The following is a 17694-nucleotide window of genomic DNA, read 5'->3' on the forward strand; positions in this document are numbered from 1 at the left end:
AAAGCTAATAGACCAATAACAATGCAAGGAAAGCCCAACGCCGTAGGCAAACAACCAAAGCCCAACGCCGTAGGCAAACATGAAAACCCTGATTTCCCGACATTGAAAAAACCATGACCATGACTATGACCTTGACCCACTTCCAGAAAACCCTAAAAGACCCTTCCCTGTTCAGGGAAAAAGCCTACCTCGCCGGCGAATGGAAAACATCGGATGACGAATCAACGTTGGAAGTCAGGAACCCGGCAACCGGTGAGCCACTAGGCAAAATCCCCCGGATGGGTACCTCAGAAACACGCCGCGCCATCGAAGCGGCCAACAACGCCTGGCCAGCATGGCGCGCAAAAACCGCCAAACAACGGTCGACCATCCTGCGTGCCTGGCACGACCTGATGCTCGAAAACGCCGACGACCTCGCACTCATCCTCACAACCGAACAAGGCAAACCCCTCGCCGAATCCAAAGGCGAAATCCTCTACGCCGCCTCGTTCCTCGAATGGTTCGCCGAAGAAGCCAAACGCGTCTACGGTGACACCATCCCCACGCCCGCGGCAGACAAACGCATTGTCGTCACCAAAGAGCCCGTCGGCGTCTGCGCCGCCATCACGCCCTGGAATTTCCCGGCCGCCATGATCACCCGCAAAGTCGGCCCCGCTCTCGCGGCCGGTTGCCCGATCATCGTCAAACCCGCCGAAGCCACCCCCTTCTCCGCGCTCGCACTCGCCGTCCTCGCCGAGCGCGCAGGCGTCCCCGCCGGCATCTTCAGTGTCGTCACCGGTGAGCCAAAGGTCATCGGCGCGGAAATGACCGGCAACCCGACCGTGCGCAAACTGTCCTTCACCGGCTCAACCGCAGTCGGCCGTCTGCTGATGGCGCAATGCGCTCCCACCGTCAAGAAGGTCTCGCTCGAACTCGGCGGCAATGCGCCGTTTATCGTTTTCGACGACGCCGATCTCGACGCAGCCGTCGCCGGCGCCATTGCATCGAAATATCGCAACAGCGGTCAAACCTGCGTCTGTACCAACCGCTTCTATGTGCATGACAAGGTCTACGAAGCATTCGCAGCCAAACTGCGCGATGCCGTCGAACAATTGAAGGTTGGCCGCGGCACCGACGAAGGCGTCACGCAAGGACCGCTCATCAACGAAGCCGCCGTGCTCAAGGTCGAGTCGCATATCGAGGACGCACTCGCCAAGGGCGCACGTATCGTGACCGGTGGCAAACGCCATGCGCTCGGTCACGGTTTCTTCGAACCGACCGTGCTCGCCGACGTCACGCCCGCCATGAAAGTCGCCCGCGACGAAACCTTCGGCCCGCTCGCGCCACTGTTCCGCTTCTCGTCGGACGAGGAAGTCATCGCCCTTGCCAACGATACGGAATTCGGCCTCGCTTCGTACTTCTATAGCCGCGATATCGGGCGCGTGTGGCGCGTCGCCGAAGCGCTCGAATACGGCATGGTCGGCATCAATACGGGTTTGATCTCGAACGAAGTCGCACCGTTCGGCGGCGTCAAGCAATCGGGACTCGGCCGCGAAGGCTCGCATTACGGCATCGATGACTATGTCGTGATCAAGTATCTGTGCATCGGCGGCGTCTAAGCCGTACAGGTGTGGCGGTCACGTGGGACCTCCGCGTGATCGCGTTTAAAACTGCCGCCGCAACCTGGCGCTAAAGCACGCCCGTGCTGTCGCATCCAGCGCACGCCTCCCCTCACTCACAGCGTTGACGCTGTTTGGCTGCGTCAATTCAACTGCACGGTATACATCTTCATTTCGGCAGCACTCCTTACGCACGATGCGGCACGCGTAACGGCACGCCGGGTTCGTCCTCGCGTGCGCAAAACATGCATGCTATATTCATCCGATAATATCCACGCCGACCGCCAGGGAGACACGGCACGGACGTGGCCATCCCCATTTTTTGCCGCGCTGCCATGTACGACACGTCGAAAGCTGTCGGCAAGTCATTCACCGTCGAACCGCACGGGTCGGCGCCTGCCTGGCGTGGCATCGCACCGCGTCTGTCGCAGTTGGCTGCAGTCAGCCTGGGCGTCGTCATCATGCTGGCCTCCCTTCTGCTCGGCGAGCAGTACGCCACCAGCGCGGTCAACGCGCGTGAACGACTGGTTGGCAGCGAACTTGCAGCGTCCGTCGACAGGATCCTGAGCCGCGTCGTCACACGCCGCCACCTCGATCTGGCCGCGCTGCCGGGACGCAGTTGCGGCGACGCCTGGCGTTCGCTATCGGAACTGCAAACCTACGTCGCTTACGTGCGCGTGGTCACGCTGGTGGATCATGGGCGCGTCTACTGTTCGTCCGCCCTCGGGCCGATCGACCTGCCCCTCTCGAACTATCTCGAACCAGGTCCCGGGCCCGTCACGATCAACCTGCTGGCCGAGACGCGGTTCCAGCCAGGTGTGCCGGTCATCGCCGTGTTCGACGCTCTCGGGAAAGACACCGGCATTCTCTATATCGTCGAAGGTGAATACATCGCCGACACGCTCGCGCACGGCGTCAGATACGGTGCGCAGCACCCCGCCTTGTCGATGGCGGGCGTCGGACGACTGACCGACGAGGGCAGGTTCGTTCCGGCCTCGCAGCCGCTGCCGCGCGACACGGAGCGCGTCGCGTCCGGAGCGTGGCCGTTCTCGATCGAGCTGTCCGCGGCGCCGGACTTTGTCAGCGCAACACGCTGGAAATACGGTCTGCTGTTCGGCGCGATAGGCGTGCTGCTGAATGCGCTGATCGCCGCTGTCTACCTGCTCGGCTTCGCACCGCGCCGCCTGATGTTGAACGCGGTACGGCGCGGCCTGAAACACGGCGAACTGCACGTCGTCTATCAGCCGATCGTCGAGATCGCGAGCCGCAACGTGGTCGGCGTAGAAGCGTTATTGCGCTGGAGCCATCCGAAGTGGGGGCCCATCAGCCCCGTCGTGTTCATGGCCGAAGTCGAGTCCAGCCCGCTGCTTGCCGACGTCACACGCTTCATCCTGCGCACGGCGGCTGCAGAAATGAGCCGGCACGCACCCAGCCTGCCGCTGCGTATCGCGGTCAATATTGCACCGAGTGACCTCGAACGCGAAGACTTCGTGGCCGAAGTGCTGGCCGTCAACGACGCCTTGCCGCCGGGCCTGAGCCTGACTCTGGAACTGACCGAACGCTTCCTGCTAAACAAAAACCCGCATACAGAGGCGATCTTCGAGACGCTCAAGGCGCACGGTATCCGTTTCGCCATCGACGATTTCGGCACGCAGCACAGCAATCTGGATCTGTTGAGCCGTTTTCCGTTCGACCTCGTGAAAATCGACCGGCAGTTCGTGCGCGAAGTCGATACAGGCGGCGCCGAGCTGATCAGGGGAATCGTCTCCGTAGCACGGCATTTTGGCTTGCAGATCGTTGCGGAAGGCGTAGAGACCGAATCCCAACATGAGGCGCTGCGCGAAGCAGGCGTGCCGTTCGGTCAAGGCTATCTGTATGAGCGTCCGTTGGCCGCCCAACAACTGGCCGACCGGCTGGAAACCGCGCAATCGGCGCATTCATGATGCATCGCTCTGCGGCACCCGTTACCCCTAAAGCTAAACGACAAAGCGCGCTACTGCGATCTGCAGTGCCTTCGCCTGTTCGTCCAGCGAGAGCGCCGCGGCGGTGGTCTGCTCAACCAGTGCAGCATTTTGCTGGGTCACTTCGTCCATCTGCGCAACCGCACGGTTGACCTGTTCGATACCGTCGCTCTGCTCGCCGGATGCTGCGGCGACTTCGCTCATGATGTCGCTGACCTTCTGGATGGATTGCACGATCTGCTGCATCGTGGCGCCCGCTGTTTCGACGAGCCCCGTGCCGTCGCCAACGCGGCTCGCCGACGCCTGAATCAATCCCTTGATTTCCTTGGCCGCAGCGGCCGAACGCTGCGCCAGGGTGCGGACCTCGCTCGCGACGACCGCAAAACCCCTGCCCTCCTCGCCGGCCCGCGCCGCTTCGACAGCGGCGTTCAGCGCAAGGATATTGGTCTGAAACGCGATGCCTTCGATTGCACCAATGATCGCCGACATCTTTTCGGACTGCTCGTGAATATCGGCCATCGTGTCGACCACGCGGTCCATCACGCCGCCGCCGCTCGCGGCGATTTCGGATGCCTCTTTCGCCAGCTGGCTGGCATGGCTCGCGTTGGCATTGTTCTGTTTGACTGTCGCCGTCAGCTGCTCCATGCTCGCGGCGGTTTCCTCCAGGGCGGCGGCTTGCGATTCGGTGCGTCGTGACAGATCCGCATTTCCCGCCGCGATCTCCTGAGTCGCCGTCACCATCGTGCCACTGCTGTCGCGCACCGACGAGACCGTGCCCAACAGAGCGTCGCGCATTGCTGCAAGCGCGCGCAGCAGGGTGCCCATTTCATCGCGCGAGGTGGAGGTAATCGTCTGGGTGAGATCGCCCTTCGAAATCGCCGAGCAGGCGCGCAGCGCCGCCGCCAACGGCACCGAAATCGCCCTCTGCAGTCCCACCGCGCACAACGCGGCGATTGCAATACCCAGTAGCAGCAGGCCGCCCGCCACCAGGCTCATGGTTGCGAGCGTTTGCTGGAAGCCGTCGTAATTGTCGGCGCCGCGCTTGAGCAGGTACGCGTTCAGTTGTTCGGTGCTCTTCGTCAGCGCGAGCGACAGCACCGGCACGACCGTCATGGTGAGCATGTCAGCGGTTTTCGCATCGCCGTGCTGGAGCGCCTGCAAGGCGGGCTCGACGCCTTCGTTGAGGAGCTTGTCGAAGTTGGCGGTCACGGCGTCGACCAGACGCTGCTCGTCGGCGTCGTGAGGCTGTGCGAGGTAGCGGGCCAGCGCCTGCTTCGATGTGTCCAGATAACCGCGCGTCTTGGTGATCAGAGTGGGGACGTCCGGCGCTTCCGGGTGCAGCAGCGCACGGTCCATCGTCGCGCGGGCGATTGCGAGGTTGTACTTGCTATCGCCAATTGCCACAGCCGAGGCGAGTTGCACGGAATAGGTTTCGCGCAACGCAGTTCTGCCGGATTCGGTGCTGAACTGGTCCAGCATCCCGATGACCACCAGCAGCGCCACGAGGCACCCCACCGTCGCCCAGATACGGGCCTTGATCGAGAATCGGGAAAACATGATACGGCGAGCGCTCCGGGAGATTGGGCGGCCGGCCCATACAGGCCGGTCTCAATGGCATTAACGGCCGCGCGACGTAAAACTTTACGCATGCCGTCACGAAGATGTCCCCACTATTCTTCCGACAAATTTCCCCCGGTGCGTCCCTCGCACACCTACTGCACCGTAATCGTCTCCTTCATGTTGGGATGAATGCCGCAAAACACCTTATAGACGCCCGGTTTGTCGAATTTGAACTGGTAGGTGTCGTTCTGATCGAGCGCGGCTGAGCGGAACAGGCCGGCGTCGTTCACCACGGTATGCGGCTCGCCGTCGAGATTCTTCCACGTCACGGTCTCGCCCGCCTTCACGGTAAGCGCCATCGGCGAAAACATAAAGTTCTTGATGGTGACCGCATTCGGTTCCTGCGCCTGCGCGACGCCCGCCGTCAGCATCGATCCCACAAGTGACGCGGCAAGAACACGGCGAATAACTTTCGTTAGCATGACTGATTTCCTGATGGGTGATGAGATCTGCAAGATTGACGTTACTTAGACGAGCGTGCTGTCGTCCAACGTAGCCTTTAACGGATGCCGTTTGATCTGGATGCTCGTGACCCCCAGCATCTTCGGCAGCTGGTCGCTCGCAACCGTCAGCGGCATCGGACCAGGCCCGTTGCCGGCCGTGGGTTGCGGATAGGCCGTCGAACGTGCCGTGTGAAACGTGATATTGCCTTCCACCTTCGAGACGATCTGGTGAATATGGCCATTCAGCACGGTGACCGAACCGAAACGCTTCAGGTAGCTCATTGCCTGCCCCGCGTCGCCGGTACCCCAACCCCAGGGTTCGTAGATGGTCCATAACGGCATATGGGCGAAGACGACAATCGGGGTGCTCGACGAGCGCCCTTTTAGATCGTTTTCCAGCCATTCGAGCTGATCGTCGCCAAGGCCGCCCAAACCATTCGGCTTGAAGTGCATGACGTTGACGAGTGCAATGAAATGCACACCGTTATGATCGAAGCTGTAATAGCCCTTGTTGTCGGAAGCCTGCCCGAAGCGGTTAAAGTATTCGGTGCCGGGGCCGTCGGTCACGTCGTGTTCGCCGGGCACGGTATGCAACTCCGTGATATTCAGGCCCGACATCAACTGCGCCGCGAGATCGAACTGCTCCGGCTTCGACAAATGCGTGATGTCGCCCGTATGGATGGTCAACGCCGGCTTGACGGGCATTGCGTTGACGAACTCGATGGTCTGCTTGAGCGTGCCGGCCACATCGGGATTGGCTTCTTTGTTAAAGCCAATGTGCGTGTCGCTGATCTGCAGAAAAAGCGGTACGCCAGCCGCTTTTGACGAGGCTTTGGCTTCCGCCGCAAGCGCGAGATCCATTGGAGTGAGAACCCCGCCCGCGAGCACGAACAGCGTACCCACGCCGCCAAAGGCGAGGCATTTCAGCGCGTCGCGGCGCGACGGATTGGATAGATGATCTAACGACATGGTGACCTCTCGACGAAGGATCAGGAGGTTGGCCGCCGGATCATCCGGCGGGCCGCCTGACTGGATTCGAGAAGTAGACTTGCGCGCCGTCCGCTTTATTCCGCGCTTTGGCACTTTTATGCGGCGTTACCTGATTCGCCGACTTTTCTGCGCGGCACCCGTGGCACCCGGCGCATCGCAACGTGCCCCGCCACTGCTATGAAGCCGAATGGGCGCGCAACGCCGCGAGGAAGCCGTCCAGTTCCGTGTCGCCTGCGTCTGTCACCGCCCAGTAATTCATCCCGCCAGCACTCCAGTGCGCGAGGTGATAGCCCTGCCGCTCGGAGAGGCGCGGCGTCGCGCTCGCATCATTGCCCGGCCAGACATACAGGTTGATTGGATGCAGCTTGTAGCGATACACCATTACCGCGACCGCTCGCCCATCCAGATAGTCGAGCCGGCCGCCCACCAGCGGATAGCCCTGTTGCGCGAGGTCCACCACCGGCGGCGCGAAGTCGAGCTTGCCGTCGAACCACGGCTTGACCGTATGGCGGTCTGTCGAGATCACGTCGTAAAGGTGATTGAACTGCAACGACCGCACGTGGCTGTCCACCAGTTCTTCAGTGAGGCGGCTGTTGCCCGATGGCATCGACAGATACAGCCCCGCGCTCCAGCTCAGCGCTACCAGACTGAGCGCCATGACGCCCACCGGCCCCCAACCCAGCGTGCCGCCACGTGTGCCGAAGCCGGCGAAGCCACCCGCGCCGCCCTCGGCGCCGAAGCGCGCCGCGAGCCGCTGCCACCACGAGCGGCGTCCGGGCAGCGAGGCGCGAATGCGCTTCACCAGCTCCGCCGGCGCTTCCAGACGCAAATCCGCCTGCCTGAGTTGCGCGCTGACCTTGCGCTGCTGCTCGTAGGCCCGCTTGCAGGCTTCGCAGCCCGCGAGGTGACGCTCGAATTCGAGCGCCTCGGACAGGCTCAACTCGTCGTCGATATAGCCTGCCAGTAGTTCAAACGCCTGTTCGTGATCCATCACGCCTCCTGATCCGTCGGGGCGAGCAACGCCGCGAGTTGCTGGCGTCCGCGCCCGAGGCGAGACATCACCGTCCCCATTGGGATCCCCACGATGACGGCGATTTCCTTATACGACAACTCCTCCAGTTCCCGCAGCACAACCACCTCCCGGTACTCCAGACGCAGACCGCGTAACGCCATATGCACCCGCTTGCGACTCTGGCTGCGAATCAGCAGCGCTTCCGGGCTGTCGTCGCGATCGGCGTCAGGAATCTCGAGGCTATGCATGTCTTCCTCAAACTCCGTGGTTTGCGCCGCGTGCCCGCGGTTCTGCTGATGCCAGGTGTAAAACGTATTACGCACAATGCTCAACAGCCAGGCGCGGGCGTCCTCGCCGCGAAATCCGCCAAAAAAGCGGAACGCGCGCAGATACGCCTCCTGGACGACGTCCTGGGCGTCCTGGTCGTTATGCGTCAGCCAACGTGCAACGTTGAAGGCCGAATTCATGTGAGGCAATACGAGCGTTTCGAAGCGCTTCGCAGTGTTTGGATCGGCCATTGAGAAATCCCTGCGGTAACCCCTATTCGTGACCGACATCCAGCAGACTGCCGGCGTGCGAGTTTTATTCCGTTTGCTCGAAATAAATCCGTATTACGAGTGATTTCAGAGGCATTGTAGCCGCGTTGAGCACCATAGCGAGAGGCGTGCGGGCGCCCCACACGCCGAACGGCTCAACCGCCGCACGCATTTTGACCGGTACCTGGGAATATCCCGCAGCGCGAGCGCGTCTCCTCGTCGCATACTGCACAATCGTTCTGGGAGCCGTTCTCGTGGAAACCATCCTGCGCCGCCTGCAACTTGCATCGGGCGTCGTGCTGCTCATCTATCTGTTTCTGCACCTGGTCAACCATGCGCTCGGCATCTGGTCGATCGACCTTGCCGGACACGGGCTCGTGCTGGCGCTGCGGCTCTGGCATAGCGTGCCCGGAACAGTCCTTCTCTACGGGGGCACCCTGCTACATTTTTCGCTCGCCCTGCGCACGATCTACGGACGCCGCCACTGGACGCTCTCGAGGACCGAATGGATACGCCTATGGGCCGGGCTCAGCCTGCCGCTGCTGCTGATTCGTCACGCGGTCGCCACACGGCTCGCCAGTTCGCTCTATGGCTTCGAACCGAACTACGAGCGCATCGTGATCCTGCTGATTACGAGCGGCACGCAAGGCTTGCAACTGGCGCTGCTGGCGCCAGGCTGGCTACACGGCTGCCTTGGCCTGTGGCTGCGTTTGCGCCACTATCCGCGCGTGCGCCGCGCCAAGCCTGCGCTGCTTGCCTTTCTGGTGGGCATGCCCCTGCTGTCCGCGGCTGGCTTCGTGCGCATGAAGCACGCGGTTGTGGCAATGCGCGCCACACTGCCCGCGGCCGATCCAATCCTGGTCGCGCACCAGGCCGCGCTCGAAACGTGGCGTCACAATCTCGTGACGCTCTATCTGTCGCTCATCATCAGTGCGTTCGTTGCCGGCCAGTTGCGCAACTGGCTCGAGCGGCGCAGATTGCGCAAGGCGTCGTTCAATCTGTAATCAATGATCAGTCAACCGACGCATCGCACCACCGGAGGTTGCGGCCTCTCCATTGGTTCACCCAAGCTCCTTAACCTGGTCAGCGTGATACGACGAGCGCACCAGCGGCCCGGCCACGACCTCGTGAAAACCCATCTGCAGTCCTTGCTCGCGCAGGTCGTTGAAGGTCTCCGGCGTCACGTAGCGCCGCACGGGCATATGAAAGCGCGACGGCGCGAGATATTGACCGATGGTCAGCACGTCGACTCCATGTGCGCGCAGATCGCGCATGGTCTCGAGCAGTTCGGCGTCGGTTTCGCCAAGGCCTGCCATCAGGCCCGATTTGGTCAGCAGCGCCTGATTCGCCTGTTTGACACGCGCCAGTAATTCCAGCGAGCCGCGATAGTCCGCGCCGGCGCGTGCCGCGCGATAAAGGGCCGGCACGGTTTCGATGTTGTGATTGAACACGTCCGGCCACGCCAGCGCCAAAGCCGCGAGCGCGCGTTCGATGCGGCCGCGGAAATCCGGCGTCAGCACTTCGACGCGGATTCCCGGCACACGCTCACGCAAGAGCGCAACGCAACGTGCGAAGTGCGCGGCGCCCCCGTCGCGCAGATCGTCGCGGTCCACGGACGTGATCACCACGTAGCGCAGCCCTAATGCCGCGACGACATCGGCGAGGCGTTGCGGTTCTGCTTCATCCAGCGCTTCGGGACGTCCGTGCGCAACATCGCAAAACGCGCAGCGCCGCGTGCAGATGCCGCCCATGATCATGAAGGTCGCCGTGCGCTGCGCAAAGCACTCGCCGATGTTCGGGCACATTGCCTCCTCACACACCGAATGCAGCCGGTGTTCTCTCAGGATCGCCGCCATGCCGGCCACGGTCTCGCTCATCATCGGTCTCGCGCGCAGCCACGGCGGTTTGGGCAAGACATCCGCCTCGGTCCGCACGACTTTCACCGGAATCCGCGCGAGCTTGTCACGGCTGCGCAACCCATGCTGACCGAGTGCCGTGACGCTGTCGCCATGCAGTGCGGCGTCCATGGTCATGCTCCGAGGAAATCGTTGAGCAAACGGTTCACCTCGGAGGCCGCCTCCATCTGCACCATGTGCCCCTTGCCGTCGATCACCTGCACGCGAATGTCCCCTTGCAGACCTTGCGCGTGACTCGCCGGAATGATCTGGTCCTGCGCGCCCCAGATCACCAGCGTGCGTGGCGCGAGTCGTGCGAGACGATCACGGTACAGACGGCGCTGCGTGTTGCCGTCGAACGCGGACGATGCGATCTTCTGCAGGCTCTCGTTGACGCCCTCCAGCCGTTTGTACTTGACGATATCTTCGATCAGTTGACGCGTCACGAGCGTAGGGTCCGCGAACAGTTTCGCCAGATGCGGCCTGAGCGTATTACGGCTGCTGCCGGCCACGAAACCGTCGATATAGTCGCGGTTGATTTCCTCCCCGAGCCCCGCGCCCGCGATCAGCGACAACGAGGCCACCCGTCCCGGCGTTTTCTCGGCGACCGCCATCGCCACCAGAGCGCCCATCGAATGTCCGATCAGATGCGCGCGTTCGATCCCGCGATCGTCGAGCAACGCAATCACGCTGGCGGCCAGCTCATCCACGTCACCGGTTTCCACGGCCTTGCCCGATTCACCGTGCCCCGGCAGATCGAGCGCCCACACTGCCCGATGTGCGGCGAGGTCGGCATGATTGAAGAGCCAGTTATTCAGATCGCCGCCGAAACCATGGATCAGCACGGCCGGTGTGCCGCCTTCGCCAAGCTTCAGATACCGCAGCGTGCGCCCGCCGATCTGCGCCTTCTCGGGCTGGGGCCCTACGTCGGTCGCGTCGTCGCTCGGCGGCACGTAGTCGCGCTGAAACGCTTCGACAGCCTGATCGATTTCCGCATCCGGCGTCTCCACATCCGCCACCACACCCAGCAGCGCGCCGACCGGCAACGTGTCGCCCTCCTGTGCGACCTGCCTGCGCAAGGTGCCGTCGAAGGCGCACTCGACGCCGGACGCGATCTTGTCCGATTCCACGTCGAGCACCTCATCGCCCTTACCGACCTTGTCACCGATTGCCTTGAGCCACCCGTTGACCTGTCCCTGCTGCATCGAAAGGCCCCACTTGGGCATCGTAATCATATGAATCGGCATTGCTCAGCTCCTCACTTTCATGACGGCGGCGGCGATCTTGTCGGCCGACGGGATATACATGTCTTCCAGCACGCCGGAAAACGGCGCGGGGGTGTGTGGCGCGGTGACGAGTTCGATCGGCGCTTTCAGCGAATGAAAAGCACGTTGTGCGACGAGCGCCGCAATATCAGTGGCGATCGAGCAGCGCGGATTGGCTTCGTCCACCACCACCACACGCCCGGTGCGTTCCGCGCTTTCGAGAATGGTTTCTTCGTCGAGCGGCGAGGTCGTGCGCAAGTCGATCACTTCCACCTGGATGCCGTCCTTGGCCAGTTTCTCGGCTGCCTCGGTGGCTAAATGCACCATCCGTCCATACGTGACGATGGTTGCGTCGTCACCTTCGCGCACCACGTTCGCCTCGCCGAAGGGAATCGCATACAACTCTTCGGGGACGTCGCCCTCGCGGCCGTACAGCAGTTTGTGCTCGCAGAAAATCACCGGGTCGTTGTCGCGAATCGCCTGAATCAGCAGGCCTTTCGCGTCATAGGGGGTGGACGGGCACACCACTTTGAGGCCGGGGATATGGGTGAACAGCGAGGTCAGCATTTGCGAGTGCTGTGCGGCTGCGCGCAAGCCCGCGCCTTGCATCGCGCGAATCACGACCGGCGTGACCGCCTTGCCGCCGAACATATAGCGAAACTTGGCGGCCTGATTGAAGATCTGATCGAAGCACACGCCCATGAAGTCGATAAACATCAACTCCGCTACCGGACGCATCCCGCACGCCGCCGCGCCCACTGCCGCGCCGATATAACCGCCTTCGGAGAGCGGCGTATCGAGCACCCGTCCCGGGTATTTGTGAAAGAGTCCCTTCGTCACGCCGAGCACGCCGCCCCATGCGTCCTGCTCGCCAGGCGAACCTGCCCCGCCCGCGTTGTCCTCGCCCATCACGATGACGCTTTCGTCGCGCGCCATCTCCTGACTCAGTGCTTCGTTGATCGCCTGAGAAAATGTGATCTTCCGTGCCATGTCTGTCTCCAGTGTCGGTTTGCGATGCGGGTTACGTTAGGGGTACGACACGTACACATCCGTCAGCAAATCCTCGGCGGTAGGCAGCGGCGCCGCTTTGGCCTCGCTCACCGCAGCGTCGATCAACTGCTTGACCTCGGCGTCGATGCCGCGCAATTCGTCGGACGTCAGCATTTCCGCGCGCACCACGCGCTCTTCGAATCGCTTCAGGCAGTCTTTCTCGTCGCGCAGTTTTTGCACTTCACCGGGTGCGCGATAGGTCTGCGCATCGCCCTCGAAATGGCCGAAATAGCGGGAAAATTTCACTTCGACGAGCGTCGGACCACCACCCTTGCGGGCCCGCTCGATCGCTTCGCCTAGCGCTTCGTGTACCGCGAAGAAATCGAATCCATCGACGATCACGCCCGGCATGCCGAAGCCGCTCGCCCGATCCGCGATGTTGTCGGTGGCAACCGAATACGTCGATGAGGTCGCTTCCGCATAGCCGTTGTTTTCGGCTACGAAGATGGCAGGCAGGCGCCACACTGACGCGAGATTCATCGATTCGAAAATCACGCCCTGATTCGACGCGCCGTCGCCAAAGAAACACACGCCTACGCCGCCGCTTTTCTTGTACTTGGCGGCGAGCGCCGCACCGCAGATCAATGGGCCGCCCGCCCCCACGATGCCGTTCGCGCCCAGCATGCCCTTCGACAGATCCGCGATGTGCATGGAGCCACCCTTGCCGTGACACACGCCCGTTTTGCGGCCATAGATCTCGGCCATCATGCCGCGCACGTCCACGCCTTTGGCAATGCAATGGCCGTGACCGCGGTGGGTGGTCGCCACATAGTCCGCCGCATCCAGATGCAGCATCGTGCCGACTGCGGACGCCTCTTCGCCCGCATACAGGTGCACGAATCCGGGAATCTCGCCGGTGGCGAATTCGACGTGCAGACGTTCCTCGAATTCGCGGATCGTGCGCATCATCCGGTACGCCTCCAGCAGTTTTTCCTTGCTCAACTGACTTGAAACCGACATGGTGTGTCTCCTTGGAGTGGAATCAAATGCACTGCCTGCCTCAACCAACGTCGCGCAATCATCAGAACATTGCGGACGTCGACTACCTGCGCGGTGGTGCGGCGCTTGCCGCGGCTTCATCCGTGATGAGCGTGGTGTCCAGCGCTTCGCGCATCAGTTGACGCGAAGCCGAATAACGCAGCGTGCGTTCGACGTCGACCGTGAGCGGGCCGCCCCAATCGAGCGAAATCTCATAGCGGTCAGCCCGTTCGAGTTCGATTTCGCGCTCGCCGTCGAAGGCGAGCGTGCCGTGTTCGGTATGCAACGGCGTCCATACGCCGACTTCGAAGCGTTCGCAGGTGCGCATCGTCACCTGCTCGACACGGCCGGGGGCGATCGGCGCGATCAGCGGCACACCGTCTTCGCCGGGGCGCGCAAAACGCAGATGCAGACCATGCGACGCGGTGCGTTCCACCGGCGCCCATGCACCGCCGATCGACGAGAGTCCGATTCCGTCGGGCGCCGCGAAGGTGAGAAAGAGCGTTTCGATATCGGCCGGCTCCGACACGGCGCGCGCGCCCACGAAGCGTTGCCGGCTCACGCACACATCGACGAGTGCAATCTCTTCGCGGCCGCAGTTCGGCCCTGCGACACAGCGCACCACGAGACGCTTGTTGCGCGTCAACGCGACCTCATCGGGCACTGCGCCGGACGCGACCAGCGCGCCCGCCAGACCGGCGACGGTCGCCTCGCGCAGGTCGGGGAAGGCGTTGTTGGTGCCGGTGGACAGCGTCAGCAATGGCACATCGCCGCAATGCGCGGCCACTGCACGATGGGTGCCGTCGCCGCCCAGCACGGCAATCAGGCTCACGCCGGCGCGCACCATGGCGGCGACACCGGCGTGGGTATCCGCGACGCTGTCGGTGATGGGCAGATCGAAGAATTCGACTTCGGGCCAGCGCTGTGGCTCGACGGTTGCCGCGTGTGTATCGATGGCGCGCAGCAGCAAGGCCGCGACGCCGGTTCGGTCGCGCAGCGTCAGCACGCGCTCGACGCCGAGCACGCCCAGTCCCGCCAGCAAACGCACCACCATGTTGGCTTTTTCGGAAGTCGGGAATACCGACGCATGACTGGTAAGACGACGAATATCGCGTCCGGATGCGGGGTTCGCGATCACGCCGACGGTGATGGGCAATGACACTGTGCTGTCTCCACGCAACATGGTTGTCTTCCGCATGCGAAGCGGATTCGTTGTATGAAGCACCGGACTACCGCCGCGCTTCGTGACTGGCAGAGACACTGCAAAGGCTATGCCAAAACACAGACATGTACGCGACAAGCCCACGAAAACCGCTTGTTTACAGGGGTTTCGCGATATAGGGACCTCATCTTCGAGACGTGACTAGCAACCGCGCCAACACTGTGAGACGTCTCAACCACGTGTCGCGCGACGTGTCGCGCGTCTCAAAGACGCGTGCCGGCACCACGCAGAGCCCCGCCACATCGGCCTCTGAACATGTACACCAATGTCTCACGCCTGCCTGAGACAAACGTCTCACACGTCTCACATGCTGCATTGCAGGGTGATTGCGTCGAACGGATGTGCTACAAGAACAGCCTGCACTCACCGCGTCGTCTGAAGGGAGCCGGCCATGCCCTACGTCTCTCAAACACAGCACGTCGACCGGGTGCGCGGCGCCATTGAAGGACGGCTGCCTGCGCCCGCCGGTTCGCCGCGTCTTGTGTCGTCGTGGCAGCGTTCATTCGAAGAATATCGGCTGGACCCAGGCGCTTCGATCGGGCCACGCGTGCTCACCTCTGCCGAACTACGCGAAGTGCAAAGCAAGGAAGAGGCGTTCCTGCGCGCATCGGGGCAATGCCTGACCCGGCTGCATGACATGATTCGCGTGGCCGACTATTGCGTGATGCTGACCGACGCGCACGGCGTGACGATCGACTACCGCATCGAGCGCGACCGTCGCAGCGATTTCAAACACGCGGGCCTGTACATCGGCTCATGCTGGTCGGAGCGCGAGGAAGGGACCTGTGGCGTGGCGAACGTGCTGACGGACCTCGCACCCATCACCGTGCACAAGACGGACCACTTCCGGGCGGCCTTCACCACCCTCACCTGCAGTGCGGCGCCCATCTTTGCGCCGACCGGCGAGATGATCGGCGTGCTCGATGCATCAGCGGTGCAGTCGCCGGACAACCGCGACAGCCAGCGCCTCGTGTTCCAGCTCGTGCGGCAAAGCGCGGGCCTGATCGAGGATGGCTACTTCCTGAACCAGACCACGCAGCACTGGATTCTGTTTGGCCATTCGAGCCGCAATTTCGTCGAAGCCCAACCGGAAGTGCTGATCGCCTTCGACGAATGCGGCAATCTCGTCGCGTCGAATCGCAAGGCGCACGAATGCATTGCGGGGCTGAGCGGCCCACGCCATATCGACGATGTGTTCGATACGTCCGACGTGCATTTGCATGACGTCGCACGCACCGACGCGATCGTCGCGCTGCGCTTGCGCGCGAGCGGCGCGACGCTGTATGCGCGCATTCGCGCGCCGCTCAGGCGGCCGACACGCAGCGTGTCCAATGGGCTCGCCGCAGGGGTGGCGCGCGAGACGCTGGCCGACAGCAACCTCGGCCCGATCAGCCGCTTCCTGCATAGCGCCGATCCGCGCATTGCACATAACGCGCAGGTGGCGTTGCGCATCGCCGGCAAGCGGCTGCCTATTCTGATCCTCGGTGAAACCGGTGTCGGCAAGGAAGTGTTTGCCCGCGCCGTGCACGATTCGGGCGTGCGACGCGCACGGCCGTTCGTCGCAGTGAATTGCGGGGCGATTCCCGAATCGCTGATCGAAAGCGAATTATTCGGTTATGCGCCGGGCGCGTTCACTGGCGCACGCAGCCGGGGGGCGCGCGGCAAGATCGCGCTCGCGCATACCGGTACGCTGTTTCTCGACGAGATCGGCGATATGCCGCTCAACTTGCAGACGCGCTTGCTGCGCGTGCTGGCGGAAGGCGAAGTCGTGCCGCTTGGCGGCGATGCGCCGGTGCGGGTGGATGTCGACGTGATTTGCGCGACTCACCGCGACCTCGCGCAAATGGTTGCGCAAGGCACGTTCCGCGAAGATCTGTACTACCGGCTGAGCGGCGCAACGCTGCAAATGCCGCCGCTGCGTGAGCGCGCGGACATCCGCGACGTGATCGACGCGGTATTCGACGAGGAAGCGCAAACCGCCGGACACGTGCTGACGCTGGATGCGCAACTCGCGAGCCGCTTATGCGACTTCGCGTGGCCGGGCAACATCCGCCAGTTGCGCAATGTCCTGCGCTATGCCTGCGTCGTGTGCGATTCGACGCGTGTGGAGTTAAAGCATCTGGCGCCGGATATCGCCGCGGCGCTGGCGCCCAACGGCCCAACCCAGCCCGCGCTATTCGGCGCAATCCCCGGCGAGCCTTGCGACGAACGCACACGTATCGTCGAGGCACTGACGCGTCATCAATGGCGGCCCAATGCGGCCGCCGCGGCGCTCGGCATCTCACGCGCAACCTTGTACAGGCGCATCGCTAAACTCCGGATTGTCGGTCCGCATCGCGGTTGATGCCGCCATCAGAAGAACCAACACCCCTGCCTTGAGGGGTGTTGATCTATTCTCAGCCGTTGAAACCGCTAGGTTTGAGCTTATTGCGCCGCATCCTGTGGCGTGACCTGCACAGCCGCGGCCGAAACGAATACGGCGTGAATCATGTCGCCCACCTTCACGCCCTTCAGGTCGATGTCCGGCGCGACTTGCAAGGTCTGTGTCTGGGCGGCGCCACGCAGCGTAACGAGACGCTTCTTCCTGTCGATCTTCTGCACGGTGGCGAGCACCTCGATCTGGCGCGCCGACTCGAAGCCGCCCGACGCCGGCGCGTAGACCTGCGTGTCGACACGCGTGCGGATGCCGTTATTGGCGACCTTGTCGGCCTTCACGAGCAACGCGTTCTTATAGAGGACATCGACCCGGTCGCCCACCTTCAGCTTGTCGAACCCTTCCACTTGCTGGCTCACGAGGACGGTGACCGTATTGCCCCCCGGCCCTTGCAGGATCAGCGAGCGTGTGCCCGCATCAATGCCCACGATTTCCGCCTTCACATGCACCGGCTGCACCGCATCGATTACGCTGCGCGCGTTGCTCGCGAGCGGGTCCTGTGCCCAAACGGGTTGCGCCGTGGCGGCGGCCGCCACCAGCCATGCTGCTCCAATCGTCGCTGCCTTCATTGATGTTCTCCTTGAAATCACCTGGTCCGGCACGGCGCCAAAGTCGCTGCGTAAATGCCGATTTACAGCACCATTGAATGCAATATGTCTTTTGCAAGACATTATTTCAAAGAACGCCAGC

15 protein-coding genes are annotated in these 17694 nt (G+C 62.7%); 4 read left to right on the forward strand and 11 right to left on the reverse strand.

Annotated features, from left to right (window positions below; translation table 11 throughout):
- Window positions 1-125 precede the first annotated feature (125 nt).
- On the forward strand, window positions 126-1598 hold the full coding sequence (gabD, locus tag VGH41_RS21005; RefSeq protein WP_331599534.1) for an NADP-dependent succinate-semialdehyde dehydrogenase: 1473 nt from the start codon (window positions 126-128) through the stop codon (window positions 1596-1598).
- Window positions 1599-1933: 335 nt separating this feature from the next.
- Entirely contained in the window at window positions 1934-3541 is a 1608-nt protein-coding gene (locus VGH41_RS21010) for an EAL domain-containing protein (protein WP_414696691.1), read from the forward strand.
- A gap of 33 nt (window positions 3542-3574) precedes the next feature.
- Here the strand turns inward: VGH41_RS21010 and VGH41_RS21015 are convergent, their stop codons facing one another.
- The 5 genes from VGH41_RS21015 to VGH41_RS21035 all read right to left on the reverse strand — a co-directional run bounded on the left by VGH41_RS21015 (window position 3575) and on the right by VGH41_RS21035 (window position 8142).
- Entirely contained in the window at window positions 3575-5116 is a 1542-nt protein-coding gene (locus VGH41_RS21015; protein WP_331599483.1) for a methyl-accepting chemotaxis protein, read from the reverse strand.
- Window positions 5117-5271: 155 nt separating this feature from the next.
- The gene (locus tag VGH41_RS21020; RefSeq protein WP_331599484.1) at window positions 5272-5601 is read right to left on the reverse strand and encodes a cupredoxin family copper-binding protein; all 330 of its coding nucleotides are present in this window, start codon (window positions 5599-5601) and stop codon (window positions 5272-5274) included.
- A gap of 45 nt (window positions 5602-5646) precedes the next feature.
- Window positions 5647-6591 (reverse strand): metallophosphoesterase family protein, encoded by a 945-nt coding sequence (locus VGH41_RS21025; protein ID WP_331599485.1) that lies wholly within the window; start codon window positions 6589-6591, stop codon window positions 5647-5649.
- A gap of 196 nt (window positions 6592-6787) precedes the next feature.
- Window positions 6788-7603: an anti-sigma factor gene (locus tag VGH41_RS21030; RefSeq protein WP_331599486.1), complete on the reverse strand. Its 816-nt coding sequence runs from the start codon at window positions 7601-7603 to the stop codon at window positions 6788-6790.
- Window positions 7603-8142 carry a sigma-70 family RNA polymerase sigma factor gene (locus tag VGH41_RS21035; protein WP_331599487.1) on the reverse strand — a complete coding sequence of 180 codons (540 nt, stop codon included), beginning with the start codon at window positions 8140-8142 and terminating at the stop codon, window positions 7603-7605. Before VGH41_RS21035 ends, VGH41_RS21030 begins: the two co-directional genes overlap by 1 nt.
- A gap of 272 nt (window positions 8143-8414) precedes the next feature.
- On the opposite strand from VGH41_RS21035, the gene VGH41_RS21040 reads away from it, so the two are divergent.
- Window positions 8415-9164: a hypothetical protein gene (locus VGH41_RS21040; RefSeq protein ID WP_331599488.1), complete on the forward strand. Its 750-nt coding sequence runs from the start codon at window positions 8415-8417 to the stop codon at window positions 9162-9164.
- A 57-nt stretch (window positions 9165-9221) separates the two neighbouring features.
- On the opposite strand, the gene lipA is transcribed toward VGH41_RS21040, so the two are convergent.
- The 5 genes from lipA to VGH41_RS21065 all read right to left on the reverse strand — a co-directional run bounded on the left by lipA (window position 9222) and on the right by VGH41_RS21065 (window position 14510).
- On the reverse strand, window positions 9222-10187 hold the full coding sequence (gene lipA / locus VGH41_RS21045) for a lipoyl synthase (protein ID WP_331599489.1): 966 nt from the start codon (window positions 10185-10187) through the stop codon (window positions 9222-9224).
- A 2-nt stretch (window positions 10188-10189) separates the two neighbouring features.
- Complete coding sequence (locus VGH41_RS21050; RefSeq protein ID WP_331599490.1) at window positions 10190-11302, reverse strand: acetoin dehydrogenase dihydrolipoyllysine-residue acetyltransferase subunit; 1113 nt, start codon at window positions 11300-11302, stop codon at window positions 10190-10192.
- Window positions 11303-11305: 3 nt separating this feature from the next.
- Window positions 11306-12310, reverse strand: a complete 1005-nt coding sequence (locus VGH41_RS21055) for an alpha-ketoacid dehydrogenase subunit beta (protein WP_331599491.1) — start codon at window positions 12308-12310, stop codon at window positions 11306-11308.
- 36 nt (window positions 12311-12346) lie between these two features.
- Window positions 12347-13330, reverse strand: coding sequence for a thiamine pyrophosphate-dependent dehydrogenase E1 component subunit alpha (locus VGH41_RS21060; protein ID WP_331599493.1), 984 nt, complete (start codon window positions 13328-13330; stop codon window positions 12347-12349).
- 82 nt (window positions 13331-13412) lie between these two features.
- Window positions 13413-14510: an ATP-NAD kinase family protein gene (locus tag VGH41_RS21065; protein ID WP_331599494.1), complete on the reverse strand. Its 1098-nt coding sequence runs from the start codon at window positions 14508-14510 to the stop codon at window positions 13413-13415.
- Window positions 14511-14961: 451 nt separating this feature from the next.
- On the opposite strand from VGH41_RS21065, the gene VGH41_RS21070 reads away from it, so the two are divergent.
- Entirely contained in the window at window positions 14962-16914 is a 1953-nt protein-coding gene (locus VGH41_RS21070; RefSeq protein WP_331599495.1) for a sigma-54-dependent Fis family transcriptional regulator, read from the forward strand.
- Window positions 16915-16994: 80 nt separating this feature from the next.
- On the opposite strand, the gene VGH41_RS21075 is transcribed toward VGH41_RS21070, so the two are convergent.
- Window positions 16995-17573, reverse strand: a complete 579-nt coding sequence (locus VGH41_RS21075; RefSeq protein ID WP_331599496.1) for a hypothetical protein — start codon at window positions 17571-17573, stop codon at window positions 16995-16997.
- Window positions 17574-17694: the final 121 nt, after the last annotated feature.

The organism is Paraburkholderia sp. (assembly GCF_036488795.1).
GTDB lineage: Bacteria > Pseudomonadota > Gammaproteobacteria > Burkholderiales > Burkholderiaceae > Paraburkholderia.